This window comes from Nocardioides sp. ChNu-153, from assembly GCF_030466625.1.
Classification (GTDB): Bacteria; Actinomycetota; Actinomycetes; order Propionibacteriales; family Nocardioidaceae; genus Nocardioides.
This window is the reverse complement of the sequence record NZ_JADEVT010000005.1, coordinates 70,531-94,225: the sequence shown is the minus strand read 5'-3', so window position 1 is coordinate 94,225 and position 23,695 is coordinate 70,531. Positions and strand designations below refer to the sequence as shown.

Annotated in this window: 23 protein-coding genes; 9 read left to right on the top strand and 14 right to left on the bottom strand. The window is 74.0% G+C overall.

Annotated features, from left to right (window positions below; all coding sequences use genetic code 11):
• Positions 1-173 precede the first annotated feature (173 nt).
• Together INN71_RS08980 and INN71_RS08975 are read right to left on the bottom strand one after the other, a co-directional pair.
• Positions 174-1,091: a rhomboid family intramembrane serine protease gene (locus tag INN71_RS08980; protein WP_277500495.1), complete on the bottom strand. Its 918-nt coding sequence runs from the start codon at positions 1,089-1,091 to the stop codon at positions 174-176.
• Complete coding sequence (locus INN71_RS08975; protein ID WP_277500494.1) at positions 1,088-1,615, bottom strand: peptidylprolyl isomerase; 528 nt, start codon at positions 1,613-1,615, stop codon at positions 1,088-1,090. Before INN71_RS08975 ends, INN71_RS08980 begins: the two co-directional genes overlap by 4 nt.
• A gap of 182 nt (positions 1,616-1,797) precedes the next feature.
• On the opposite strand from INN71_RS08975, the gene INN71_RS08970 reads away from it, so the two are divergent.
• The gene (locus tag INN71_RS08970) at positions 1,798-2,409 is read left to right on the top strand and encodes a hypothetical protein (protein WP_277500493.1); all 612 of its coding nucleotides are present in this window, start codon (positions 1,798-1,800) and stop codon (positions 2,407-2,409) included.
• 99 nt (positions 2,410-2,508) lie between these two features.
• On the opposite strand, the gene INN71_RS08965 is transcribed toward INN71_RS08970, so the two are convergent.
• Both INN71_RS08965 and INN71_RS08960 read right to left on the bottom strand, forming a co-directional pair.
• Positions 2,509-2,916 carry a DUF3817 domain-containing protein gene (locus INN71_RS08965; RefSeq protein WP_277500492.1) on the bottom strand — a complete coding sequence of 136 codons (408 nt, stop codon included), beginning with the start codon at positions 2,914-2,916 and terminating at the stop codon, positions 2,509-2,511.
• Positions 2,913-3,806, bottom strand: a complete 894-nt coding sequence (locus tag INN71_RS08960; RefSeq protein WP_277500490.1) for an SURF1 family protein — start codon at positions 3,804-3,806, stop codon at positions 2,913-2,915. Before INN71_RS08960 ends, INN71_RS08965 begins: the two co-directional genes overlap by 4 nt.
• Positions 3,807-3,925: 119 nt before the next feature.
• On the opposite strand from INN71_RS08960, the gene INN71_RS08955 reads away from it, so the two are divergent.
• Entirely contained in the window at positions 3,926-4,678 is a 753-nt protein-coding gene (locus INN71_RS08955) for a response regulator transcription factor (RefSeq protein WP_277500489.1), read from the top strand.
• 54 nt (positions 4,679-4,732) lie between these two features.
• Here INN71_RS08955 and INN71_RS08950 read toward each other — a convergent pair whose 3' ends face one another.
• The 9 genes from INN71_RS08950 to INN71_RS08910 form a co-directional block, all read right to left on the bottom strand.
• Positions 4,733-5,476, bottom strand: coding sequence for an HpcH/HpaI aldolase/citrate lyase family protein (locus tag INN71_RS08950; protein ID WP_277500488.1), 744 nt, complete (start codon positions 5,474-5,476; stop codon positions 4,733-4,735).
• Positions 5,477-5,522: 46 nt separating this feature from the next.
• Positions 5,523-6,314 (bottom strand): carbon-nitrogen hydrolase family protein, encoded by a 792-nt coding sequence (locus INN71_RS08945; protein ID WP_277500487.1) that lies wholly within the window; start codon positions 6,312-6,314, stop codon positions 5,523-5,525.
• Positions 6,311-7,375 carry a LysR family transcriptional regulator gene (locus tag INN71_RS08940; RefSeq protein ID WP_277500485.1) on the bottom strand — a complete coding sequence of 355 codons (1,065 nt, stop codon included), beginning with the start codon at positions 7,373-7,375 and terminating at the stop codon, positions 6,311-6,313. The genes INN71_RS08945 and INN71_RS08940 overlap by 4 nt, the downstream gene beginning before the upstream one ends.
• A 1-nt stretch (position 7,376) precedes the next feature.
• On the bottom strand, positions 7,377-9,047 hold the full coding sequence (locus INN71_RS08935; protein WP_301800121.1) for an ABC transporter ATP-binding protein: 1,671 nt from the start codon (positions 9,045-9,047) through the stop codon (positions 7,377-7,379).
• Positions 9,044-9,889: an ABC transporter permease gene (locus INN71_RS08930; RefSeq protein ID WP_277500484.1), complete on the bottom strand. Its 846-nt coding sequence runs from the start codon at positions 9,887-9,889 to the stop codon at positions 9,044-9,046. Before INN71_RS08930 ends, INN71_RS08935 begins: the two co-directional genes overlap by 4 nt.
• Positions 9,886-10,836: an ABC transporter permease gene (locus tag INN71_RS08925; protein WP_277500483.1), complete on the bottom strand. Its 951-nt coding sequence runs from the start codon at positions 10,834-10,836 to the stop codon at positions 9,886-9,888. Before INN71_RS08925 ends, INN71_RS08930 begins: the two co-directional genes overlap by 4 nt.
• Positions 10,837-10,858: 22 nt before the next feature.
• Positions 10,859-12,421: an ABC transporter substrate-binding protein gene (locus tag INN71_RS08920; protein WP_277500482.1), complete on the bottom strand. Its 1,563-nt coding sequence runs from the start codon at positions 12,419-12,421 to the stop codon at positions 10,859-10,861.
• A 384-nt stretch (positions 12,422-12,805) separates the two neighbouring features.
• Entirely contained in the window at positions 12,806-13,591 is a 786-nt protein-coding gene (eutC, locus tag INN71_RS08915; RefSeq protein ID WP_277500481.1) for an ethanolamine ammonia-lyase subunit EutC, read from the bottom strand.
• Positions 13,588-15,000 carry an ethanolamine ammonia-lyase subunit EutB gene (locus INN71_RS08910; protein WP_301800120.1) on the bottom strand — a complete coding sequence of 471 codons (1,413 nt, stop codon included), beginning with the start codon at positions 14,998-15,000 and terminating at the stop codon, positions 13,588-13,590. The genes eutC and INN71_RS08910 overlap by 4 nt, the downstream gene beginning before the upstream one ends.
• Positions 15,001-15,212: 212 nt before the next feature.
• Between INN71_RS08910 and INN71_RS08905 the strand changes: the two genes are divergently transcribed.
• The 5 genes from INN71_RS08905 (at position 15,213) to INN71_RS08885 (ending at position 19,369) form a co-directional block, all read left to right on the top strand.
• Positions 15,213-15,386, top strand: a complete 174-nt coding sequence (locus INN71_RS08905; protein WP_301800119.1) for a hypothetical protein — start codon at positions 15,213-15,215, stop codon at positions 15,384-15,386.
• Positions 15,387-15,510: 124 nt separating this feature from the next.
• Positions 15,511-16,635, top strand: a complete 1,125-nt coding sequence (locus INN71_RS08900; protein ID WP_301800118.1) for a hypothetical protein — start codon at positions 15,511-15,513, stop codon at positions 16,633-16,635.
• A 494-nt stretch (positions 16,636-17,129) separates the two neighbouring features.
• The gene (locus tag INN71_RS08895) at positions 17,130-18,080 is read left to right on the top strand and encodes an NAD(P)H-binding protein (protein WP_301800117.1); all 951 of its coding nucleotides are present in this window, start codon (positions 17,130-17,132) and stop codon (positions 18,078-18,080) included.
• A gap of 43 nt (positions 18,081-18,123) precedes the next feature.
• Positions 18,124-18,816 (top strand): hypothetical protein, encoded by a 693-nt coding sequence (locus INN71_RS08890; RefSeq protein ID WP_301800116.1) that lies wholly within the window; start codon positions 18,124-18,126, stop codon positions 18,814-18,816.
• A gap of 112 nt (positions 18,817-18,928) precedes the next feature.
• Entirely contained in the window at positions 18,929-19,369 is a 441-nt protein-coding gene (locus INN71_RS08885; RefSeq protein ID WP_301800115.1) for an iron chaperone, read from the top strand.
• A gap of 33 nt (positions 19,370-19,402) precedes the next feature.
• On the opposite strand, the gene INN71_RS08880 is transcribed toward INN71_RS08885, so the two are convergent.
• On the bottom strand, positions 19,403-21,073 hold the full coding sequence (locus INN71_RS08880) for a phospholipase D family protein (protein WP_301800114.1): 1,671 nt from the start codon (positions 21,071-21,073) through the stop codon (positions 19,403-19,405).
• Between the two features lie 279 nt (positions 21,074-21,352).
• Here INN71_RS08880 and INN71_RS08875 point away from each other — a divergent pair, with 279 nt between their 5' ends.
• On the top strand, positions 21,353-22,639 hold the full coding sequence (locus INN71_RS08875) for an FAD-dependent oxidoreductase (RefSeq protein WP_301800113.1): 1,287 nt from the start codon (positions 21,353-21,355) through the stop codon (positions 22,637-22,639).
• A complete protein-coding gene (locus INN71_RS08870; RefSeq protein WP_301800112.1) occupies positions 22,636-23,598 on the top strand; it encodes an NAD(P)/FAD-dependent oxidoreductase in 963 nt (320 codons plus the stop codon). The genes INN71_RS08875 and INN71_RS08870 overlap by 4 nt, the downstream gene beginning before the upstream one ends.
• The last annotated feature ends 97 nt before the right edge of the window (positions 23,599-23,695 follow it).

Here is a 23,695-nt window from a genome sequence, read left to right as displayed (position 1 = left end):
GGGGGTGTTCCTCTCCCGAGAGTGCTGCGGAGCCGCAGCGGAGGAGAGAAAGGTAAAGGGGCGCACGACCGGGCGGACCCCCTCGCGCGGGGCAGGTCTTCGCACTGCACGAACCTGCAGGTACGCCGCCACCCCGGGGGCGGCGGTCGCGTCACCCGCCCGTCGGCGCGGCCTCAGGCGAGCTCAGCGACGCGGAGCGCCACCAGGCCCAGCAGCGCGGCGACGACGAGCAGGAGGCCCGCGGCCTGCCACCAGGCGCGTCGTACGCGGGGGGCGAGGACGATGACGGCGGCGGCCGCGACCCCGCCGAGGAAGCCGCCGAGGTGGCCCTGCCAGGAGATGCCGTTGCCGGCGGCGACGGTGATGAGCACGTTGATGGCCAGCCACGCGGCGAGCGGGCGCGGGTCGGCGCGCAGGCGGAGCATCAGCAGGAGCAGCGCCCCCATGAGGCCGAAGACCGCGCCCGAGGCACCGAGCGTCGAGGAGTAGGGCTCCGCCAGCCACAGCACGGCGACGGACCCGGCGAGCAGGGACACGACGTACAGGGCGAGGAACCGCGCCCGTCCCATCACCTGCTCGACCTGGGGGCCGAGGAAGTAGAGCGCCAGCATGTTGAAGGCGAGGTGCAGCGGCGCGACGTGCGCGAACCCGCTGGTCACCAGCTGCCACCAGGCGCCGCTGGCGACGCCGTCGACCCAGGTGCCGGGGCACGCGGCCGCGACCGAGACGCCGGGGAAGAAGCGCCCGTCGCCGGCCTCGCACACGCCGCGCGGGGTGAGCGTCAGCAGCCGGCCGAGCGTGCCGTCGATCCCGCCGGTGGCCAGCAGGGCCACGAAGACGCCGACGTTGACCACGACGAGCGCGATCGAGGTGAGGGCGGGGTTGCCGGGGCGGGTGCCGCCGTACGGCGTCGTGGGGGCCCGCACGGTACGGCGGCCCTCGGCCACGCAGGCCGGGCAGTGGAAGCCGACGGCGGCGTCGTTCATGCACTCGGGGCAGATGGGGCGCCCGCAGCGCTGGCACGAGATGTGCGTCTCCCGGCCGGGGTGGCGGTAGCAGACCGGCACCCCGGCCGGGAGGGGCGAGCTCACGACCGGGTGATCTCCACGGACTCGATGACCACCGGCTCGACGGGGCGGTCGCCCGCCGCGGTCGGCGTGGTGCCGATGGCGTCGACGACGTCGCGCGAGGCCTGGTCGGCCACCTCGCCGAAGATGGTGTGCTTGCGGTTCAGCCACGGCGTGCGGTCCACCGTGATGAAGAACTGCGAGCCGTTCGTGCCCTTGCCCATGCGCGTGCCGGCGTTCGCCATCGCGAGGAGGTAGGGCTTGTCGAAGACGAGCTCGGGGTGGATCTCGTCGTCGAAGGTGTAGCCGGGGCCGCCGGTGCCGGTGCCCAGCGGGCAACCGCCCTGGATCATGAAGTTCTCGATGACCCGGTGGAAGCCGAGGCCGTCGTAGTACTTCACGCCGCTGCGGCCGGCGTCGTCGGAGAACTCCTTCGTGCCCTCCGCGAGACCGACGAAGTTGTCGACCGTCTTGGGCGCGTGGTTCGGGAACAGCGTGATCACGATGTCGCCGCGGTTCGTCTTCAGCGTGGCCTTGAGGTCAGCCATGTCAGCCTTTCGATCGGGTCGAGCCGGCACGGTCGCGTGCCGCCCCGGGAATCCTCGCACGCACGGCCAATGGTTCCCCGAGGGGTACGACGGGGTACCGGCCCCCTCGTGCGGTGTCCCGCGACACCGCTTGCCACGGCATGGTCGAATGAAGGCCACACGCGACGAGAGGAAGGAACCAGATGGGCTTCCGCAAGAAGAAGACGTTCCTGGAGCAGGCGAAGGACCAGGCGAGCGACTTCGCCGACACCCTGCGCCCGCAGCTCGAGGCCGCCGTCACCACGGCCAAGGAGAAGTCGGCCCCGGTCATCGCCGACGCCCGCGAGAAGGCGGCTCCCCACGTGACCGCCGGCAAGGCGAAGGCCGCCACCACGGCGGCGGCCGCTGCCGCTGCCGCGGCCCCGCACGTGGCCAAGGGCAAGGCCAAGCTCGACGAGGGCCGCGACCTCGCGGCCGCCAAGGCGCTCGCCGGCCTGCAGGCCGCCGAGGTCAAGGTCGCCGCGCTCCAGTCCGACCCGCCGAAGAAGAAGCACCGCCTGCGCAACCTGGTGCTCCTCCTGCTCGTCGCCGGTGGCGCCACGGTCGTGGCGAAGAAGCTGTCCGGCTCGGGCAGCGACAACTGGCAGTCGACCTACACCCCGCCCCCGCCGCCGGCTCCCCCGGCGACCACGGGTCAGGAGGGTGCGGGTGCCTCGCCCGACGAGGCGCTCGCCGACGCCGGCGAGGCCCCCCACCGGGCGACCACGCCGGACGAGCCGCTCGAGGTCGTCGACATCAACGACGACCGCGCCTGAGGCTCCCCCGCACGACGAACGGCGCCCGTCCTGCTCCGGCAGGCCGGGCGCCGTCCTGCGTCCGGGGGTACGGCGGCGCGGTGGGGGGAGTACGACGGCCTACGCCGCGGGCGCGCCGCGCGGGGCGGCGAGCTCGGCGGCGTACTCCTTCTTCACGCGCGCCGTCGCCTTGTGCTCGGCCCAGAACGACAGCAGCGGGACCGTGCCGCACAGCAGCACGAGCACGGTGAAGCCGGGCTCCCACAGCGCCTTGCGGGCCAGCAGGAAGGCCGTGACGAGGAAGATCATGTAGAGCCAGCCGTGCGCGACGCCGAGCTGGTGCGTGATGGCCTCGCCGATCTCCTGGGCACCCGAGCCGGGCGTCACCCAGGCGGGCGTGCTGGGCACGAAGCCCCACATCTCGGTGCCGTCGAAGTTCGCCAGCGGCACGCCGACGAGGATCAGCACGACCAGCAGGACACCGACGATCGTCGCCATGACGCGGTAGCGGAGCAGGGTTCCTCTCACGGGCTCGACGGTACTGCCCGGGTCGCCGTCTCCCGGTCCCGGTCCTCCCCCGACGGCTCCGCGCCGGGCTGACCGTCGGGGGCGGCGCCGGAGGGCACGAGGCCCACCGTGCGGCCCGCGGCGCGATCGACCTCGTCCTTGACGAAGCGCCACCACACGAAGGCGGCGAAGAGGGCGAAGATCCACCACTCGACCGCGTAGAGCAGGTTGCGCAGTCCGGTGTCGCCGGCGACCGACGGCACCTCCTCGGGCCCGACCGCGGCTAGGCCGTCCGTGCCGGTGTTCTCGGGCGCCGGCGCGGCCTCGGCCAGCGGGATCTCGCCGGTGGCGTCGACGACGCCGTACCCGTCGTAGAGGCTCGCGTCCACGAACCGCACGACGTCCGCCATCCGCAGCTGGGGCAGCACGCGGTCGGTGGGGTCGTCGTCGGTGGCCCCCGTGCCCTCGCCGGGCTGCAGCCAAGCGACGGCCCGTACGGCGCCGCTCGGCTCCGCGGGCAGCGCGTCGGCGTCGTCGGTCCAGCCGCGCACGAGGGGGAGCACGGCGCCGTCGCCGTCGTCGGTGGCGACGGGCGTCACCACCCACCAGCCGTCGACGCCGTCGCGCTCGCGGTCGGAGACGAGGAACGTCGTGCCGTCCTGCCAGGTGCCCGTCACCGTGACGGGGACGCCGACGTCCGAGCCGGGGAACGGGGTGCCGGGGTCGAGCACGTCGTCGAGGGCGACGGGCTCGCGCTGCGTCACCTCGCGAGCGGCGAGCTCGCGGTGGGCCTGCCAGGCGTCGTGCTGCCAGAGTCCGAGGCCCGTCGCCACGGAGACCGCCGCGAGGCCCAGCAGGTGCACCGGCAGCACCCGCGCGCGCAGCGCGGGGGGGACGGAACGGCCGGACACTCCACCAGAGTACGGACCCAGCAGCCGGTCCTCCCGCGCCGGTAGGGGTTCATCTGCAAGAATCACCCCTTGTGGAACCAGGAGTGGCGGGCGACGGGAGCCCGGACCGTCGTGCCCTCGTGGTGGAGGACGATGCGGACATCCGCTCGCTCATCGACCTGACCCTCTCGGCGCAGGGGTTCGTGATCCGCACCGCGGCCACCGGCCGCGACGGGTTGCAGCTCGCGCGGGAGTGGGAGCCCGACCTCATCACCCTCGACCTGGGCCTGCCCGGCATCGACGGGCTGGAGGTGTGCCGCCGCGTCCGCGAGTTCTCCGACGCCTACCTGATCGTCGTCTCCGCGCGCCAGGACGAGGTGGACCGCCTCATGGCCCTGCAGACCGGCGCCGACGACTTCCTCGTCAAGCCGTTCAGCCCGCGTGAGCTGCAGGCCCGGGTGACCGCGATGTTCCGCCGTCCCCGCAGCGGCAGCGGCAGCGGAGCGATCCCCGTCGTGGAGGACGCGACGCCCGCGAGCGCCGTCGAGACCGTCGTGCTCGGTGGGGCGCCCGTCCCCGCGGACCACGAGGTCCTGCGCCACGGTCCCGTCGCGATCGACGTCGACGGGCGCCGCGCGTTCGTGCTCGACGAGGAGGTCGACCTCACGCGCACCGAGTTCGACCTGCTCACCCACCTCATGCGCACCCCGGCGCGCGTGTGGACCCGCGAGGCGCTGCTGCGCACCGTGTGGGGCAACGACTGGGTCGGCGACGCCCACCTCGTCGAGGTCCACATCGGCAACCTGCGCCGCAAGCTCACCCAGGCCTCGGGCGACCGCGGCCTCATCCACACCGTGCGGGGCGTCGGCTACCGCATGGGCGGGGCCGTCTGACGCACGACGGCGGGCGGGGGACCGTCCGTCCCCCGCCCGCCGTCGTCCTGCGGGTCAGGACCGCCCGAGGATGCCCTCCATCAGCTGCTTGGGCGCGGTGAAGCCCTGCACGACAGCCTCGTGCACCATCTGCAGCGCGATGTAGCTCGCGCCGTGCTCGGCGGCCAGCTTCTTCTCGGCCTCCGACCAGGCGGGCAGGATCCACGGCTTGCCCGCGACCTCGGCGCACTTCGCGACGTGGGCGATGTCGGCGAAGTCCTCCTCGCTGCGCGTGTAGGAGCCGCGGCCACGGCGCAGCGACAGGTCCGTCGGGCCGATGAAGACGCCGTCGACGGTGTCGAGCGCCAGGATCGCCTCGACGTCGTCGAACGCGCCCGCGTCCTCGACCATCGGGAAGCACAGGGTGGTGGCGTCGGCGTTGCGGTACCACTCGTCGGAGAACCCGCCGTACTGCACCGTGCGGCCGCCGGCGGCGCTGCGGTCGCCGAGCGGGGGGAACTTGGCGTAGCTCGTGACGAGCTTCGCGTGCTCCAGGCTCTCGACGTGCGGGATGATCACGCCGTCCGCACCGAAGTCGAGCGCCTGCTGGATCGGGCCACGCTCGGGCACGAGCACCTTGGCGAGCACGGTGAGGCCGAGGCCCTTGAGCAGCGGCAGGAAGCGCTCGAGCGTCTCGAGGTCGAACGGTCCGTGCTCGATGTCGAGGATGACGAAGTCGTAGCCGAGCTTCGCCACGATCTCCGCGACGGCGGTGTTGGAGTCGGAGAGCCAGGCGCCCAGCTGCGGGGTCGTGGTCATGGGTGGGGATGTCCTCTCGGAGGGTCGGTCGGGGCGGGCCGGACGCTCAGGCGTCGAGCCGGTAGCGGCGGTTGGCGAGGCTGGGGTTGCTGGCGCGCACGACCTCGGTGCGGCCGGGGTCGACCTCGAAGACGGCGACGTCGATCGCCTCCGCCAGCTCGGCGATCGTCGAGCCCATCGGGTCGACGGCCAGGGCGGAGCCGATGCCGAGCGGCGGGGCCTGGGAGACGCCCGCGACGAACACCGTGTTCTCGATGGCGCGGGCCAGCAGCAGCGTCTTCCAGTGGAACTCCTTGCGCGGCCCCGGCACCCACGACGCCGGGTAGAGCACCACCTGCGCGCCGGCGTCCACGACGCGGCGCGACGCCTCCGGGAAGCGGAGGTCGTAGCAGGTCAGCATGCCGACCTCGACCCCGCCGACGGCGAACGTCTCCGGGGCGTCGAGCTCACCGGGGCAGATGAAGTCCGACTCCTTGAACCCGAACGCGTCGTAGAGGTGCTGCTTGCGGTACGCCGCGACGCGCTCGCCGTCGGGTCCGAGCACGAGCAGCGCGTTGTAGGCCCGGTCGGGGTCGGGCGAGGTCTCGACGAGGCCGAACACGACGGTGACGCCGTGCTCCTTCGCGAGCTGGCCGACCTGGCCCGCGAACGGGCCGTCGAGCGGCTCGGCGTTGTCGACGAAGGCGCGCGAGAGGTCCGGCAGCTCGTACATGGCCCACTCGGGGTAGACGAGCAGCTCAGCGCCGCGGGCCACGGCGATCTCCGCGAGCCGGCGCATCTCGGCCAGGTTGGCGGCCTTGTCCTCGCTGGAGCGCATCTGGCACAGCGCGATCTTCACTGGGTGACGTCCTCTCTCTGCTGCTGGGGGTCGTGCTGGGGGTCGTGCTGGGGGTCGTGCTGGGGGTCGGGCTGGGGGTCGGGCTGGGGGTCGGTCTGGTCCTGGTGGGGGGCGCCGGCCCGGGTGCGGGCCAGCTGGTCCTGGTACGCCGGCAGCCACGGCCGGCTCGCGTCCGCGGGCCGGCGGTAGGCGAGGCACACGTGCTCGATGAACTTCGCGACGGCCGGCGTGACGCGGTCGGGGTGCCACGACAGCGACACCACCGTCGGGATGCTCGGCGCCACGAGCGGGCGGTAGACCACGTTCGGCATCTGCATCGTCGTCAGCGACCGGGGCAGGAACGCCACGCCCGAGCCGGCCGAGACCATGCCGATGTGGTCGAGGTACGAGCCCGCCGCGATGGGGCCGCGGGGGCTGAACCCGGCCTTCATGCAGGCCACGACGAGGGCGTCGTGGTTCTCGGGCGCCGAGTGCCGCGGGATTGTGATGATCCGCTCGTGACGCAGGTCGGCGACCGAGACCTCGTCCTGCGCGGCGAGCCGGTGGTCGTCGGGCAGCGCCACGAGGTACGGCTCGCGGAAGAGCTCGCGGCTCGTGAAGCCCTTGTCGGTGTGCTCGGTCAGGAGGACGGCGACGTCCTGGCGGCCGCCCTCGAGCTCCTCGACGATCTGCGCGGTGGTGGAGTAGGTGATGGGCACGTCGACCTGCGGCGAGGCGTCGCGGTACTCCTTGATGACGCTCGGCAGGTGGCCGAAGACGAGCGAGTGGGCCATGGCGACCCGCACCCGCCCCAGCTCGCCGGCGTGCATCTCCCCGAGGAGCCCCTCGAGGTCCTTCACGTGCTCGAGCACCGCGCGGCAGCGGATGTAGAACTCGCGGCCCGCCGCCGTGACGGTGAACGGCCGGGTGGAGCGGTCGAGCAGCTGGATGCCGAGGTCCGTCTCCAGGCGGATGATCTGCTGGCTGAGGGCGGGCTGGCTGATGAAGAGGGCGTCCGCAGCCGTGCGGAAGCTCTGCGCGTCGACGAGCGACACGTACATCTCGAGGCGTCGGGTCTCCACGTCAGCCGGCCAGCCGCTCGGAGCGACGACGGGCCTGCAGCTCGGGGTCGGGGACGGGGGCGGCGGCGATGAGCCGGCGCGTGTAGTCCTCCTGCGGGGCGTCCAGCACCCGCGCCGTGGTGCCCTGCTCGACCACCCGGCCGCTGCGCAGCACCACCACGGAGGTGGCGAGCTGCTCCACGACCGAGAGGTCGTGGGTGATGAAGAGGCAGGAGAAGCCGAACTCGCGCTGCAGGTCCGAGAAGAGGTCGAGCACCGCGGCCTGCACCGAGACGTCGAGCGCCGAGGTGGGCTCGTCGGCCACCAGGAGGCGGGGGTTCGTCGCCATCGCCCGGGCGATGCCGACCCGCTGGCGCTGGCCGCCGGAGAGCTCGTGGGGGTAGCGGTCGACCCACGCCTTCGGCAGCCGGACCTGGTCGAGCAGCTCCTCGGCCCGCAGGCGGCAGGCCTTGCGGTCGGTGAGCTTCCCGGTCCAGCGCAGCGGGTCGGTGACCACCTGGCCGATGGTGCGCCGGGGGTCGAGCGAGGACGCGGGGTCCTGGAAGACCATCGACACGTGCTCGCGGACGTGGCGCAGGTCGGCCTTGCCGCCGGCGCTCACGTCGCGCCCGGCGATGCTCATCCGGCCCTCCGCGACGGGCAGGAGGCCCATGGCGAGGCGCCCGATCGTCGACTTGCCCGATCCGGACTCGCCGACCAGGCCCACGATCTCGCCGGGCGCGACGCGGATGTCGAGGTCGTGACCCGCCCGGAAGCCGGACCGGCGGAACGAGCCGGGGTACTCGATGGCGACCCCGGACAGCTCGAGCACCGGGGTGGCGTCGCGGTCGACGACGGCGGAGCTCGTCGTACCCGACCCGAGGCGGGGGACGGCGTCGAGGAGCGCCCGCGTGTACTCGTGGCGGGGGCGGGCGAACAGCTCGACGGCGGGCGCCTCCTCGACGACCCGGCCGTCGCGCATCACGACGACGCGGTCGGCGACGTCGGCGACGACGCCCATGTCGTGGGTGATGACGAGGACGCTCATGCCGGTGCGCTGCTGCAGCTCGCGCACGAGGTCGAGGATCTCGGCCTGCACCGTGACGTCGAGCGCCGTGGTCGGCTCGTCGGCGATGAGCAGCTGGGGCTCCGAGGCCATCGCCATGGCGATCATCGCCCGCTGCCGCTGCCCGCCGGAGAGCTGGTGGGGGTAGTGGCCGACCTTCACCTCGGGGTCGGGCATGTGCACCTGGCGCAGCAGCTCGACGGCCCGCTCCCGGGCGGCGGCCTTGTCGACGTCGCGGTGGCTGCGGATGGCCTCCACCAGGTGGTGGCCGATCGTGTAGACGGGGTTGAGCGCCGTCATGGGCTCCTGGAAGATCACGGCCACGTCGTTGCCGCGCACCTCCCGCATCCGCCGCTCCGACGCGCCCACCAGCTCCTCGCCGGCGAGCCGGATCGAGCCGGTACGGCGGGCGCCCTCCGGCAGCAGGTCGAGCACCGCCATGGCGGTCACCGACTTGCCGGAGCCGGACTCGCCGACGAGCGCGACCGTCTCGCCGGGGGCGACGGAGAAGCTGATGCCGTGGGTGACGGCCGTGAACCGCTTCGGGCCGCCGAACTCGACGCTGACGTCGGAGATCTCGAGCAGCGCGGTGGTCGTCGGGGTCTTCTCGAGCACGGGCTGGGTCATCGCTGGTTCCTCGACTTCGGGTCGAGCCCCGAGCGCAGCGCGTCGCCGACCAGGCCGAAGGCCAGGATGGTGAGCACGACGAAGGCGCCGGGCACGAGCAGGACGTGGGGGTCGCTGGACAGGTAGCGCTGGCCCTGGGCCACCATCGAGCCCCACGACGGGGTCGGCGGCACGACCCCCAGGCCCAGGTAGCTGAGACCGGACTCGAGCAGGATCGCCGTGGCGATGGTGAGCGAGACCTGCACGATGAGGGGCGCGGAGATGTTCGGCAGGATCACGCCGAGCAGCCGGGTGCGGGTCGGGGCGCCGAACGCGGTGGCGGCCTCGACGTACTCCAGCCGCTTCACCGAGATGACCTGGCCGTACGCGATGCGGGCGAAGGTGGGCGCGAACAGCACACCCATCGCGACGATGAGCGTCGCCGTACCGGGGCCGCGCAGCGTCACCGCGAGCAGCACCAGGATGATCGGCGGGAAGGCGAGCAGCACGTCGACGAGCACGCGCATGGTGAGGACCTCGACGAGGCCGCCGAAGTAGCCGCCCAGCAGGCCGAGCAGGGTGCCGAGGACCATCGCGAGGAGCGTGGCGCCGAGCGCGATGAGCAGCTCGACGCGGGCGCCGTGCACGACGCGGCTGAGGATGTCGCGGCCCAGCTCGTCGGTGCCGAGCAGGTGGGTGCCGAGACCCGGCGACTGCAGCCGGTTCGCGACGTCCTGGGTCAGCGGGTCGTGCGGTGAGATCACCGGGGCGAGCAGGAGCACGAGCAGCATGAGGCCGACGTAGGCCAGGGCGACGGCCCGCAGGGGGCTCAGCGCGTGACGGAGACGGGTCAGCACCCTCATCGCCTCACTCTCGGGTCGAGCACGCCGTAGAGCACGTCGACGAGGATGTTGATGGACACGAACAGGACGGCGATCGTGATGACGATGCCCTGCACGACCGGGTAGTCGCGGGCGGTGACGGCCTCGACCAGCAGGCTCGAGAGCCCCGGGTAGTTGAAGACCCGCTCGACGAGCACGGTCGAGCCCAGCAGCGTGCCGACGCCGATGCCCACCGTCGTCACCACGGGGGTCAGGGAGTTGCGCAGCACGTAGCGGCGGAACACCGCCCGGCGCGACAGGCCGAGCGAGCGGGCCGTGCGCACCCAGTCCTGGTGGAGCATCTCGAGCACCGCGGAGCGGGTCATCCGCGCCACCGTGGAGGCGAAGCCCACCGCCAGGGCGATGGCCGGCAGCACGAGCACCTGGGCGTGGCGGCCCGGGTCCTCGCCCCACTCGGCGAAGCCGCCGGCGGGCAGCCAACCCAGGTTCAGCGCGAAGACGAGGATGAGCACCGAGCCGAACACGAAGACCGGCAGGGCGACGCCGATGGAGGTGAGCACCGAGGTCAGCGAGTCGAACCAGCCGCCCTTGCGGGCCGCCAGCGCGCCCCACGGCACGCCGACGACGACCGCGATGAGCGTCGCGAGGCCGACGAGCTCCAGCGTGCGCGGCAGACGCTCGCCGATGGCCTCGGAGACCGCCTGCTGGTTGCGGAACGACTCGCCGAGGTCGCCGGTGAGCGCGCCGGAGAGGAACTGCCAGTACTGCGTGAGCAGCGGCTCGTCGAGGCCGAGCTGGGTCCGGACCCGGGCGACCGCCTCCGGGGTGACGGACGCGCCGTCACCCTGGGAGAGCAGCAGCATCGCGGGGTCGCCGGGCACCAGGTGCAGGGCCAGGAAGATGAGCGTCAGGACCAGGAGCACCAGGCCGGCGCCCACCCCGATCCTGCGCAGCACGTACGAGAACACGGTCGTCCCTCTCCGGCGTCGCTCAGCGCTCGATGGAGGTGTTCGCCAGCGTGTAGCCGCTGAAGAACGTGTGGAAGCCCGGCAGGTTGGCGAAGCCCTCGACGTCGTCGCTGTGGGCCCAGGCCTGGTCGCGGGTGTCGATGGTCGCGAACGGCACGTCGGTGGCGAAGATCGAGAACGCCTCCTCGTACGCCGCCACGCGGGCCGCGTCGTCGGTGGCGCGCAGGCCGTCGGTCAGCGCCGCCGCGATCTCGGGGTTCTGGTAGCCGAAGCTGCGGTTGAAGTTGTCCGGGCCCTGCACGTGGCCGAGCAGGTACGACGGGTTCGTCACGATGCCGACGTCGCCGGAGACGGCGAGGTCGTAGTCGCCGGCCGCGCCCTTCTCCAGGCGGCCCGACCAGTCGGGGGCGTCGAGGGTGACGTCGATGCCGATGGCCTGCAGGTCCTGCTGCACCGACAGCGCGGTGTCCTGGAGGAACGTGTACTGCGAGGTGGCGAGCAGCGTGGCGGAGAAGCCGTCGGGGTAGCCGGCCTCGGCCAGCAGCTCCTTCGCCCGGTCGGGGTCGTAGCTCCACAGGTCGTCGCCGACGCCCTCGAGCGCGGGGTCCTCGGGCATCACGACGCCGTAGAGCGGCTCGCCGTTGCTCTGGAAGGCGGCGGTCAGGGCGTTGTCGCGGTTGATCGCGTGGGCGACGGCCTCGCGCACCAGCGGGTCGGCGAAGGGGCCCTCGACGGTGTTGAACTGCACGTACTGGAACGGGCCGGGCTGGGCGGCGAGCTCGACGCCGTCGGTGTCGCCGACGCGGTCGAAGTTCTCCCAGGTGACGTAGTCGATCATGTCGACGTCGCCGCTCACGAGCGCGTTGGCGCGGGCGTCGCCGTCGGCGTAGTAGGAGACGTCGATCTCCTCGAGCGCCACGTCCTCGGCGTCGTAGTAGTCGTCGAACTTCGCCAGCGTCATGCCGACGCCCGCCTGGCTGTCCTCGAGGACGAACGGGCCGGCGCCGACGTTGTTGGGCGTGTCGGCGTTGAGGCTGGCGTCGGGGACGATCGCGGCGGTCGGGACCGCGAGGTACTCGAGGAACGCGTTGTTGGGCGCGGCGAGCGTGATGGTGACCTGGGTGTCGCTGTCGGCGGTGATCTCGGCGATGTCCTGCAGGCCCGCGATGAGCGTGGAGCCGGACTCGGGGTCCGCGTAGTACTCCAGCGAGCTCTTCACGTTCTGCGCCGTCAGCGGCGAGCCGTCGGAGAACGTCAGGCCCTCGTGGAGGGTGAAGACGTACGTCGTGGGGTCGGGCGTCTCGACCGACTCGGCGAGGCCGGGCACGAGCTCGCCCGACTCGTCGAGCGTCATGAGCCCGCGGTGGACGAGGGTCAGCACGAAGTTGGTCGCGGAGCCCTGCCAGACGCCCGTCGTCAGGGTGACGGGCTCGGCCGACAGGCCGAAGCGCAGGGTGCTCTCGCTCGCGGAGCTGCTCCCGCCGCCGCAGGCGGCCAGGGTCAGCGAGGCGACGGCGGCGGCCGTCAGCGCCGCGACACGGGGACGTGCGGCGGCACGGAGGCGCGTGGTGGTGGAGGTGCGCATGGGGGTCCTCTCGAGGTGTCCCGGCCGGCCGCGGGGGCCGGCCGGTACCGAACGCGTTCCGCCTCGATCCGAGTGTCAGGCGGGGGGTCGGAGAGGATCCTGCGCGAGCGACAACATGCGTGTCTAATACGTCTGTTGACCAGCAACATAGGTGATCGCTTATGTAATGCGCCGGTGACACGAGGGCAACGCCGGCGTCACGGCGGGTGCGATCCGGGTCGCTCGCGAGGTCGTCAGGAGGCGATTCCGCTGGTCAGCGATGTGATCCAGGTCTCGCCCGACTGAGGGCCGCGCGCCTGTGACCCAGGCCACGACGACCGCGTGCGACGGCCCCCGCCGACACCGTGGAAGGGCGTCGGCGGGGGCCGTCGGGCGGTGCTCGTCTCAGTTCTCGGACACCGCGGGGGCGTCGGGCACGCCACCGGGCCCCCCGGCGAGGGCACCCGAGGTGTCCTTGAGCCGGACCCCCGACTCCCCCAGGGCGCGCGCACCCGTCACGAGCGCGGCGACGACGCGGGCCGCCGTACCGTGGTCGAGGCCGTCGGGCGGGTGCACGTTGGAGACGCAGTTGCGCTCCGAGTCGCGCCGCCCCGGCCGCGGCCGGTGGGTGAGGTAGACGCCCAGGCTGCTGGGCACCGACAGGCCCGGGCGCTCGCCGATGACCACGAGCAGGGTGCCCACGCCCATCCGCGCGCCGACGTGGTCGCCGAGGGCGACCCGGGCGTCGGTGGCCACGACGAGGGGCGCCCAGGTGAGGGACGACGGCAGGGTCGCGCGCAGGGCCGCCACGAGCGCGGGCGCGTGGTCGGTGAGCGCCTGGCCCGACAGGCCGTCGGCGAGCACGACGCCGATGTCGGGACCCTCCCCCTCCGCCGCTGCGGGCAGCGCCGAGAGGTCGAGGGGCTCGCGACCGAGGTCGGGGCGGCGCAGGTACTCCCCCCGGTCCCCGGCGCGGCTGCGCACGACGTACGGCGTGCCCAGGCCGCGCGCCTCCAGGTCGGCGCTCAGCGCCGCGACGTCGACCGGGACGTGCACGGCGTCGCGGGCCTGGGCGTGGGCGGCGCGGAAGGCGAGCACGTCGCGCAGCGCGACGGTGTCGCCGGTGCGGCCCAGCCCGATGCGGGACGCCGTGGTGCGACGCATCGCCGCCCAGAAGTCCTCGTCGCTCATGCCCCGGCCCCCAGGGTGCGCAGCGCGGAGGTGCGCGGGTCCACGGGCAGCACCCGTCCCTCCGGTGACATCAGTCCCACGCGCGAGAGCCACGCCTCGAACTCGGGCGCCGGGCGGGCGCCCACCACCTCGCGGGCGTAGAGCGCGTCGTGGAACGACAGGCTCTGGTAGCCGAGCATCACGTCGTCGGCGCCCGGCACGCAGATGACGAAGCCGACGCGGGCGGCGGCCAGCATCGTCAGCAGCACGTCCATGTCGTCGGAGTCGGCCTCGGTGTGGTTGGTGTAGCAGACGTCGGCGCCCATCTGCAGGCCGAGCAGCTTGGCGCAGAAGTGGTCCTCCAGCCCGGCGCGCACGACCTGCTTGCCGTCGTACAGGTACTCCGGGCCGATGAACCCGACCACCGTGTTGACGAGGAGGGGGTCGAAGGCGCGGGCGACGGCGTACGCGCGGGTCTCGAGGGTCTGCTGGTCGACCGGGCGGCCGCCGGTGCCGAGGTGGGCCCCGGCGCTCAGCGCGGAGCCCTGGCCGGTCTCGAAGTACATGACGTCCGAGCCCACCGTGCCGCGCCCGAGCGCCTTCCCGGCCTCGTTCGCCTCCGCGAGCATCGACAGCGTGACGCCGAAGCCCTCGTTGGCGCCCTGGGTGCCGGCGATCGACTGGAAGACGAGGTCGACGGGCGCCCCGGCCTCCATGAGCCCGATGGCCGTGGTGACGTGGGTGAGCACGCACGACTGGGTGGGGATGTCGTAGCGGCGGCGCACGTCGTCGAGCAGGTGGAGCAGGTCGGTCACCGCCTGCGGGGAGTCGGTGGCCGGGTTGATGCCGATGACCGCGTCGCCCGCGCCCAGGAGCAGCCCGTCGAGGGTCGCGGCGGTGATGCCGCGCGGGTCGTCGGTGGGGTGGTTGGGCTGCAGGCGCGTGGACAGGCGCCCCGGCAGGCCGATCGTGGTGCGGAACGCCGTGACCACCTCGACCGCCCGCGCCACCCGCACGAGGTCCTGGTTGCGCATCAGCTTGCTGACCGCCGCCACCATCTCGGGGGTGAGCGCCCAGCGCACGGCGGCCAGCCGCTGCGCGGCGTCGGGCTGCGTGACGACGTCGAGCAGCCAGTCGCGCAGGCCGCCCACGGTGAGGTGGGAGATCGCGGCGAAGGCCGCGGCGTCGTGCTGCTCCAGGATCAGGCGCGTCACGTCGTCGGTCTCGCCGGGCACGAGCAGCTCGGTGAGGAAGAGGTCGAGCGGCACGTCGGCGAGCGCCCACTGCGCGGCCGCGCGCTCGGCGTCCGTCGCGGCGGCGCAGCCCGCCAGCTCGTCGCCGGAGCGGCGCGGCGACGCCTTCGCCATGAGCTCGACCAGGTGGTCGAAGCGGTAGGTCGTCGACCCGAGGGTCTGTCGGAACACGGTCACGCTCCCGGACGGTAGGCGCGCCGCGTCACCCGCGTGTTACGCGCAGCCGTCCGGGCGTGCAGCATGCGCGGATCCATGTACGCCGGGGCGCCCGGCTCGTGGAGGGGCGCCGGCGGTTCGTGGTAGCAGCGCCAGACATTCCGTGGCGCTGCTACCACGAACGGGCGGCGGCGGACCCGGGTCGTGCCGAGAGGCCGCGGGTACCGGTCGGCATGACCACCGTGCCGACCCCGCCCACGCCCACCGATCCGCTGCCGCCCAACCCGGTGCCCGACCAGCCTGTGCCGGACCCGGGGCCGGGCGCCGACCCCGTCATCGAGCCGGGTCCCGACCCGGACGTCGTGCCGAGCACGCCGCCGCCGATCCCGGAGACCGAGCCGGCCTGAGGACGGCCGGAGCGGGGCCACTCACGGCCCCCTCCTGCGCGTGGGAGAAGTGCTCGCCCTCGGTCGCCGGGCGACCTAGGCTGCGGTGGCGGCCGGCCGTCGGCCGCCGGGACGGGGGCACATCATGACGACGAGCACGTTGCAGCTGCGGCGGCGCGGGGCGGCCGTGGCCGGCGGTACAGGGCTGGCGGTGGCTGCCAGCCTGCTGTCCGCTCCCCTCGCAGGAGCGGCCGAGCCGGTGCAGGGCGACCTCACCGCGTCGTACGGCCGTGTCGACAGGGTGAGCTTCGTCGACGGCGTGGAGGTCGCCATCAACGTGTCCGGCGCCGTCCCGGCGGAGCAGGGCGGTGCGCCGATCCAGGTCTTCGCAGCCCCGTCCGGCCTCGAGGACGCGCTCGCCGCGCCCGACCACCGCCTACCCGCTCACCCGGGCTGGTCCCCGGGCCGGTTCTTCCCGGTGCCGTCGTGCGCCTACACCGATCCCCAGCGCGACTTCTCGATGTACGTCGCGCAGCCGGCCAGTCCTGGCGTCGAGGGTTCGCAGGTCGAGCTGCCGCTGCCCGAGGTGGACGAGACACTGCTGCAGACCACCGAGACCCCACGCCTCGTGCTGACGGCGGACTCGTCGTGGCGCTACCAGGAGTCCGCCGGACCGTCCTTCTGGCCCGGAGCGGTCGTGCGCGTCGTCCCCGAGGGCGTCGCGAGCTGGTGCGGCACCATGACGAAGACCGACGACCTCCTGGGGCGCACCATCACCGAGGTGCAGACCGTCCTGCGCAGTCCCCGGGAGAACGACCCGGACGAGCCAGGTCCCGTCAGCATCGTCCGTGACCCCTACCAGGTCCCCGCGGGGCCTCACCAGGCCACGTTCACGCTCGACACCGACGGCCGGCCGGGCGACGGCCTCACCGTCACGCACCACATGCAGGTCGACCGCGGTCAGGCCTGGGTCGGTTCGTCGTTCGTGCGGACCCCCACCCCCCGCTACACCGGCCTGCTTCGCGTCCAGGGCCTCTACACGCCCGTCGGTCCGACCGCGGCACCCCAGCCGGGCCGCATGACGGTGACCCTGCTCTCGGGGCGGCGCGAGATCTGGTACTCGGGGATCGTGCAGTCGCACCCCCGCACGGTCGACAACATGTTCCGCCTCCCCAACCTGCCGCGGGGCACCTACAGCGCCGTGATCCACCACCGCGGCAACAGCAACGTGCTGCCGTCGACCGTGACGCGCACCTTCACCGTGCGGTGACCCGTGCGTCCGGCGCCGCACAGCGCGGCGCCGGACGGCACCCGGGCCCGAACCGGACCGCTCGCCCCACCCGCCGGAACGTGCCCGGACGCGACGGGAGCGCCGTACCGAGGTACGGCGCTCCCGTTGCTGGTGGTGCCGATGTTCCACGTGGAACGTCGCTCACCTGGTGCTCCCCCGAGGGAGCGGCTCGCTCAGAGCAGGAAGATCAGCAGGATGACGACGGCGATCACGAGCGCGGCGATGGCGATGGTACGAGTGTTCATGAGGGACCTCCGTGTGTCGTTGTGCCTCTTCCAGCCGGCACCGGGGGGTGCTGGCTGCTGTAACGGCTGAGCCTAGTGGTGCTGAGAAAACGCAGCCGGTTCTCAGGGACGGTAACCCGAAGGTGTGTGCTTCATGCACCTCGCCCCGCGAGCGGCGCCCCCGTTACCCCCGCGCGGGCATGCTGACGGCAGGCGCCGCGTGGCGTCGTACCCCGAGAGGAACCCCCTGTGCGCGTACTCGTCACCGGCTCCACCGGCTACGTCGGCTCCCGGCTCGTCCCGGCGCTGCTGGAGGCGGGGCACGACGTCGTCGCGGCGGCCCGCACCCCGGCGCGCGTCGCCGACTACCCGTGGGGCGACCAGGTCGAGGTGCGCGAGTTCGACGTCGAGGACCCGGCGGCGATCGCCACCGCGGTCGCGGGCACGGACGCGGTGGTCTACCTCATCCACTCGATGGACGGCGGGGACTTCGTCGAGAAGGACCGCGAGGCCGCGCGCCTCGTGGCGGCGGCCTGCGACCGGGCCGGGGTCGGGCGCATCGTCTACCTCTCGGGCCTCGTGCCCGACGGGGAGCTGTCGGACCACCTCGCGTCGCGGCTGGAGGTCGAGGAGATCCTCCTCGAGGCGGCCACCCCCGCGACCGTCCTCCGCGCGGCCATGGTCATCGGCGCCGGCTCCACGTCGTACGAGCTGCTCGCGCGCCTCACCCACCGCGTGCCCGTCACCCCGGTGCCGACCTGGATGCGGAGCCGCGTGCAGCCGGTGGCCGTCGACGACGTGCTGGCCACCATCGTCGCGGCGCTCGAGGGCGAGCCGCGCAACCGGCACTACGACCTGGGCGGGGACGAGGTGCTGAGCTACCCCGATCTCGTCGCCCTGACGGCGCGCCTCGACAGCCGCTGGCGGCCGCAGGTCGTCGTGCCCCTCGTGCCGCAGTGGGTGGTCGGCCGCGCGGCGTCGCTGCTCACCGGCCTCGACTCCTCCACCACGCGCTCGCTGGTCGAGAGCCTGCGCCACGACATGGTGTGCGCCGAGGACGACGTACGACGCGAGCTGCTGCCCCCCGACTTCCGCTTCACCGGCCTCGAGGAGAGCCTGCGGCGCGCCGCCCGCGGCCGGCCCGTCGGCACCGAGGTCGGCGAGGACCCGCTCGCCCCGGCCCCGACCGACCCCGCCTGAGCGACGGGTTTCCCCCGCCGGCACCGGGGCAGGGTCCCGGGCCGTGAGCGACTGGGAGACCTACGTCCGTGCCCACCCCCGCCTCGTCGGGCCCGACACCGCGGTGACGGTGGGTGAGCCCTACGCGTGGGACCGCGGCGCCGTCGACGCCCTGCCCGTGCTGTCGGGGCTGCTGACCAGCGCCACCGTGACGCCGGTCGTCGTGGGCAGCAAGGACGCCGAGCTGCTGGCCTGGGACGGGCCCGCGGGCCGCCGCGGCTGGCTGTGCCGACCGCCGCAGGGCGAGCTGCCGGTCGACGTGCTGCCGCTGCACCAGGAGCTGTGGCGCAGCTGGGGCGGGATCATCAACGTCTTCGGGGCGCCCACCCACGAGAACACGTACGGCGGGGACGACACCTGGTGGAGCCCGAACCACCGCGAGGTGCTGACCGCGTCGTCCGCCGCCGACGAGCGGACGTTCGTCGAGGCGGTGGAGCTCTACGCCTGGGCCTGGGAGGACGAGGACCTGCAGGTGCCGATCGACCCCGCCGAGTTCGCCCTCGTCGCGAAGGAGGCGAACGGCAACCTGACGGCCGCGCACCGCCGTACCGGGGAGGTCGTGATGTTCGCGCCCGACCACGCCTACGCGGGCGTGAGCCAGCGGGAGGGGTGCCCGCCGTTCTCGCTCTACACCGTCGACGGCGGCGCCGACCTCGCCGCGTGGATCGAGCTCGCCGCCGGGCAGTGGGTGGCCTGAGTGCGGTGCTGACCCGCACTGGTCAGGATCCGAGAAGCCCCGGGGCGGCCGGGTCGTTAGCGTCGCTCCCGTCGACCGGCCGACGGGCGCCGGCGCACGGGAGGAGACGACGATGAGCGGGGACGACACGACGCAGGGCGGCTTCAGCGACGCCGAGCGCGAGGCGATGCGGGCGCGTGCAGACGAGCTGCGCAGCGAGGGACGCGGGGGCAAGAAGAAGGCCGACGAGGCGCAGAAGTGCCTCGACGCGATCGCCGCGATGCCCGACGCCGACCGCGTACTCGCCGAGCGGGTGCACGCCATCGTCGTCGAGGTGGCGCCGGAGCTGGCCGCGAAGACCTGGTACGGCATGCCCGCCTACGCCCGCGACGGCAAGGTCGTCGTGTTCTTCCAGGGCGCGGCGAAGTTCGAGGCGCGCTACGCCACGCTCGGCTTCAACGACACGGCCGCGCTCGACGACGGCACGATGTGGCCCACCGCCTTCGCGCTGCGCGACATCACCGACGACGACGCGGCCCGCATCACCGAGCTCGTGCGGCGCGCGGTGGGCTGAGGGTCTGCCGACAGGTCGGCGGCTGGTCGCCGGCTAGTACGAGTGCTCGCGCCGCATCTGGCGCGGGCGGCCGTCGGGGTCGTGCACGGCGGCGAGGAGGAAGCGGGCCAGGGGCCGCACGCGGCGCGGCGGCTGCTGGAACGGCAGCGTGCGCAGGTGCCCCGGTGGGCGCTCCCCCACCCGGCCGCCGGCGTGCCAGGCGTCGAGGCGCTCGGCGTGCTGGACGAACGCCTCGAACATCCCCTCGGCGCTCTTGCAGTCGGCGACCTCGTCGAGCTCGTCGGTGGCCAGCGCGTCCTCGGTGCCGTCGGCGCCGGACGCCGGCCGGGTGCGCAGGCGCCCGAGGTGCTCGGCGGCTAGCCGCAGGCGCAGCGTCGCCGCGTGCGTGGGGTCGAGCACGGCGGCGGTCAGCTCGGAGTCGTGGGTCCAGGAGCGGCGGTTGAAGTTGTCGGAGCCGGTCGTGGCCCACGTGTCGTCGATGATGCAGACCTTCGCGTGCACGTAGACGGGGACGCCGGCGCGGTTCTCGATCGAGTACGCCGCGACGCGGCCCGGCGCGACGTCGTACAGGCGAGCGAGGGCCCGGTGGCGCGCGAGCCGCTGCGCGGCGCGGTTGAGGCCGTCCTTGTCGGGGTGGCGGGGCACGACCACGACGACGCGCAGCCCGGGCCGGGCGAGGAGCTGCTGCTCGAGGGCGGCGACGACGTCGTTGCCGCGCGGCTCGTTGTCGTCGCTGCGGCGGCGCCACGGCACGTTGTGCTGCGTGCGGTGGCTCCAGAAGAACTGGTCCTCGACGTAGATGAGCTCCTGCGCCTGGCGGATCGCCTTGGTGTAGCCGCGGGCCACGCTGCGCTCCCCCTGCCGGGCGAACGCGTAGCCGCGCCCGGGGCCGAGGTGGGGGTACGCGCGGAGCAGCTGCACGGTCACGCCGCCGACCGGCGGGGGCGCGGGGCGCTGCGCGGGGAGGCGGCTGGGGTCGGTCTCGACGCGTCGTACGGCGTCCGCCACCCGCCGCCACGGCGCCCGGGTGAGGAGCGCGGGGTCGTCCCAGCGCTCGCGGAAGGTGGTCTCGACGTCACGGACGACGGGACCGCGCAGCTCGAGCTGCACGTCGTGCCACGGCGCGCGCTCGCCGTACTCCGCGGTCAGCGGGCGCGCCTGCGGGTCGCCCTCGTGGTGCTGGTCGTCGCGGCGGTTGCGGGCCAGGTCGATGCCGCCGACGAAGGCGACGTCGCGCGACGGGTCGTCGGCGTGGCGCACGACGACGAACTTCTGGTGGTGCGACCCGCCCGGGCGCACGCGCATGTCGAGGGAGACCTCGGCGCCGCGGCGGCTGAGCTGCTCGCCGAGGTGCCGGTTGTTCTTCGCGAAGAACCCGGCCTGGTCGGTGTGGGAGCGCCACACCAGCCCGCGCACGTCGACGCCGCGCTGCTCGGCGCGACCGATGACCTCGACGACCTCGCTGCCGGGCTCGCCGGTCAGGCGCAGGTCGGCGTCACCCATCCAGTCGGTGAAGAGCACCAGGTCGCCTGCGCGGGTCGCCTCGAGCACGCGGTGCAGCGCCTCGAAGTAGGACGCCCCGTCGATGTGGGCCAGCGTCCGGTTGCCCGTCGACCAGGCGACGTCGCCGTCGGGGGGATCGATGTCGGTGTCGGGGTTGCCGCGCTCCGTGCGCGTGAGCAGCCACGCCCTCTCGTCCACCACCCGGTCAGTATGGGTGCGCCAGGTGACGCCGAGGTGACGCGGGCGGCGGTGGGCTAGCGGGGTGGCGTGGTACGGCGCAGCTCACCCGAGCCGCGCGCGCTGGGCGATCCGCACCCCGAGGTCGTCGAGCTCGTCCGCGACGGCGGCGACCCAGACCTGGTTGCGGGTGCGCCGCGTGAGCGGGCGGAGGAGGGCCAAGTCGGAACAGGATCACCGCTATTCCGACTTGAGGCGGTCACGTCGGAACACGTGGTTGGCGCGCCCCTCCATCCTGTCGTCATGGCTGTGGTGGCGGAGGCCGACGTCGTGGTCGTCGGAGCGGGGCTCGCAGGGCTGCGCTGCGCGCACGAGCTGGAGCGCGCCGGGCTCGACGTCGTCGTGCTCGACCGCGAGGACGCGCCGGGCGGGCGGATCCGCACCGCCGTCGTCGACGGGCACCTGGTTGACCGCGGCTTCCAGCTGCTGAACCCGGGCTACCCCGCCGTACGACGCTGGGTCGACACCGCGGCCCTCGACCTGCACGCGTTCGACGCGGGCGTGGCGGCGCGCGGCGCCGACGGGGTGCGCAGGCTCGGCCACCCGTGGCACGCGCCGGGGCTCTTGCCGGCCTCGGTGCGGGCGGTGGCCGGCAGCGTGCCGGGCACGCTCGGCCTCCTGCGCTGGGCGGCGCCACTGCTGACGCCGGGGCGGGGGTCGCTCGGGCGGCGCCTGGCGGCCCGGCCCGACGCCACGCTCGCGGCGAGCCTCGACGCCGCCGGCGTGGGTGGCCTGCCGCGCACCGTGCTCGACCGGTTCCTCGCCGGTGTGCTGCTGGAGGACGCGGGCGCGAGCTCGGCGCAGTACGCCCGCCTCCTCGTGAGCTCGTTCCTCCAGGCCACGCCCGCGCTGCCCCGCGACGGCATGGAGGCGCTCCCCCGCCAGCTCGCCGCGCGGCTGTCCGGCCCCGTCCGCACGGGTGTCGAGGTGGAGGCGGTCGAGCGCAGTACGGGCTCCGGCGGGCCGCGGGTCCGCACCGCCGGGGGTGAGTACGTCGCGCGCGCCGTCGTCGTCGCCACCGCGGCGCCGGGCGCGGAGGCGCTGCTCGGCGTACCGGCGCCGGCGTCGCACGGGGTGGTCACCGAGTGGTACTCGACGACCGAGCCCCCGGCGCCCCGCGACCGGGCGCGGCTGCTGCACGTCGACGGCCGCGGCCGCCCGCACGGGCCGCTCGTCAACGCGGCGGTGATGTCGGCGGCGGCGCCGAGCTACGCGCCGCCCGGCCGGCACCTGATCGGGGCATCGGCGCTGCTCGGCCCCGACCGCCCCGTCCCGTCCGCGGCGATGCACGACCACGCCGGCGAGCTGCTCGGCAGCGACCCGCGCGGGTGGGAGCTGCTGCGCCGCGACGAGGTCCCGCACGCCCTACCCGCCCAGGAGCCCCCGTTGACCCTGACCCGCCCGACCGACCTCGGCGACGGCGTGTTCGTCGCCGGCGACCACCGCGACACCGCCTCGATCCAGGGCGCGCTGGTGAGCGGTCACCGGGCTGCGACCGCCGTACGACGCGCGATCGGCGGCGCGGCGTGACCCGGCCCGAGGACGCGGTCCTCGTCGTCGGTGCCGGCATCGCCGGGGTGGCGTGCGCGCGGGCGCTGACGGAGGCCGGCGTACCAGTCGTCGTGGTCGACCGCGGCATGCGGATCGGCGGTCGGATGGCGTCGCGGCGCGTGGACGACCGCCCAGTCGACCTGGGCGCGTCGTACTTCACGGTGCCCGACGACGACCCCGCCTTCGCTGCCGTGGCCGAGGAGTGGCGCGCGGCCGGCCTGGCGCGGGAGTGGACGAGCCGCTTCCACGCGCTCGACGACGGCCGGCTGGAGGCGAAGGACGGGCCGGTGCGCTGGGGCGCGGCGGGCGCGCTGCGGTCGCTGGTGGAGCACCTGGCCGAGCCCCTCGACGTACGGCGGGCCGCGGTGTCGTCCGTCGCCGTCGGCGACGCGGGGGTCGTCGTGGACGGCCAGCCGGCGCGGGCCGTGGTGCTGGCGATGCCGGACCCGCAGGCGCGGCGGCTGCTCGACGCGTCGCTCGATGACGTGGCGGCGCGGCTGGACCGGGAGTGGGAGCCGGTGCTGGCCCTCGTCGCGACCTGGCCGGAGCGCGCCTGGGACGTCGACGGCGTGTTCGTCAACGGCGACCGCGTGCTGTCGTTCGTGGCCGACGACGGGCAGCGCCGCGGCGACGGCGCGCCCGTGCTGGTGGCGCACTCGACGCCGGAGTTCGCTGGGCGGCACCTCGAGGACCCCGACGCCGCAGGAGCGGAGATGGTGGCGGCGCTGCGGTCGGTGCTGTCGCTGGGCGAGCCCGCGGCGGTGCAGGTGAAGCGGTGGGGGCTGGCGCGCCCGATGGGCGAGCGCGACGAGCCGTTCCTGCTGGACCCGCGGTGCGTGGGTGTGTGCGGCGACGGGTGGGGGCCGAAGCCGAGGGTAGCGACCGCGTGGCGCTCCGGGCACGAGCTGGGGCGAGCGTTGGTAGAGCGGCTCGACTGACGCCTCCGCCGCGCCGGGCCGCATCCGGGTCGCGGTGTCAGCGGTAGTGGATCGCTACCGCTCCTACCGCGACGAGATGGCTCTGCCGGGCCGCATC

Excerpts from the sequence above, each read along its gene's own strand:
- INN71_RS08975 (WP_277500494.1), bottom strand. The coding sequence starts at position 1,615 with ATGGCTGACCTCAAGGCCACGCTGAAGACGAACCGCGGCGACATCGTG.
- INN71_RS08970 (WP_277500493.1), top strand. The coding sequence starts at position 1,798 with ATGGGCTTCCGCAAGAAGAAGACGTTCCTGGAGCAGGCGAAGGACCAG.
- INN71_RS08950 (WP_277500488.1), bottom strand. The coding sequence starts at position 5,476 with ATGACCACGACCCCGCAGCTGGGCGCCTGGCTCTCCGACTCCAACACC.
- INN71_RS08935 (WP_301800121.1), bottom strand. The coding sequence starts at position 9,047 with ATGACCCAGCCCGTGCTCGAGAAGACCCCGACGACCACCGCGCTGCTC.
- INN71_RS08930 (WP_277500484.1), bottom strand. The coding sequence starts at position 9,889 with ATGAGGGTGCTGACCCGTCTCCGTCACGCGCTGAGCCCCCTGCGGGCC.
- INN71_RS08920 (WP_277500482.1), bottom strand. The coding sequence starts at position 12,421 with ATGCGCACCTCCACCACCACGCGCCTCCGTGCCGCCGCACGTCCCCGT.
- eutC (WP_277500481.1), bottom strand. The coding sequence starts at position 13,591 with ATGAGCGACGAGGACTTCTGGGCGGCGATGCGTCGCACCACGGCGTCC.
- INN71_RS08905 (WP_301800119.1), top strand. The coding sequence starts at position 15,213 with ATGACCACCGTGCCGACCCCGCCCACGCCCACCGATCCGCTGCCGCCC.
- INN71_RS08900 (WP_301800118.1), top strand. The coding sequence starts at position 15,511 with ATGACGACGAGCACGTTGCAGCTGCGGCGGCGCGGGGCGGCCGTGGCC.
- INN71_RS08885 (WP_301800115.1), top strand. The coding sequence starts at position 18,929 with ATGAGCGGGGACGACACGACGCAGGGCGGCTTCAGCGACGCCGAGCGC.
- INN71_RS08875 (WP_301800113.1), top strand. The coding sequence starts at position 21,353 with ATGGCTGTGGTGGCGGAGGCCGACGTCGTGGTCGTCGGAGCGGGGCTC.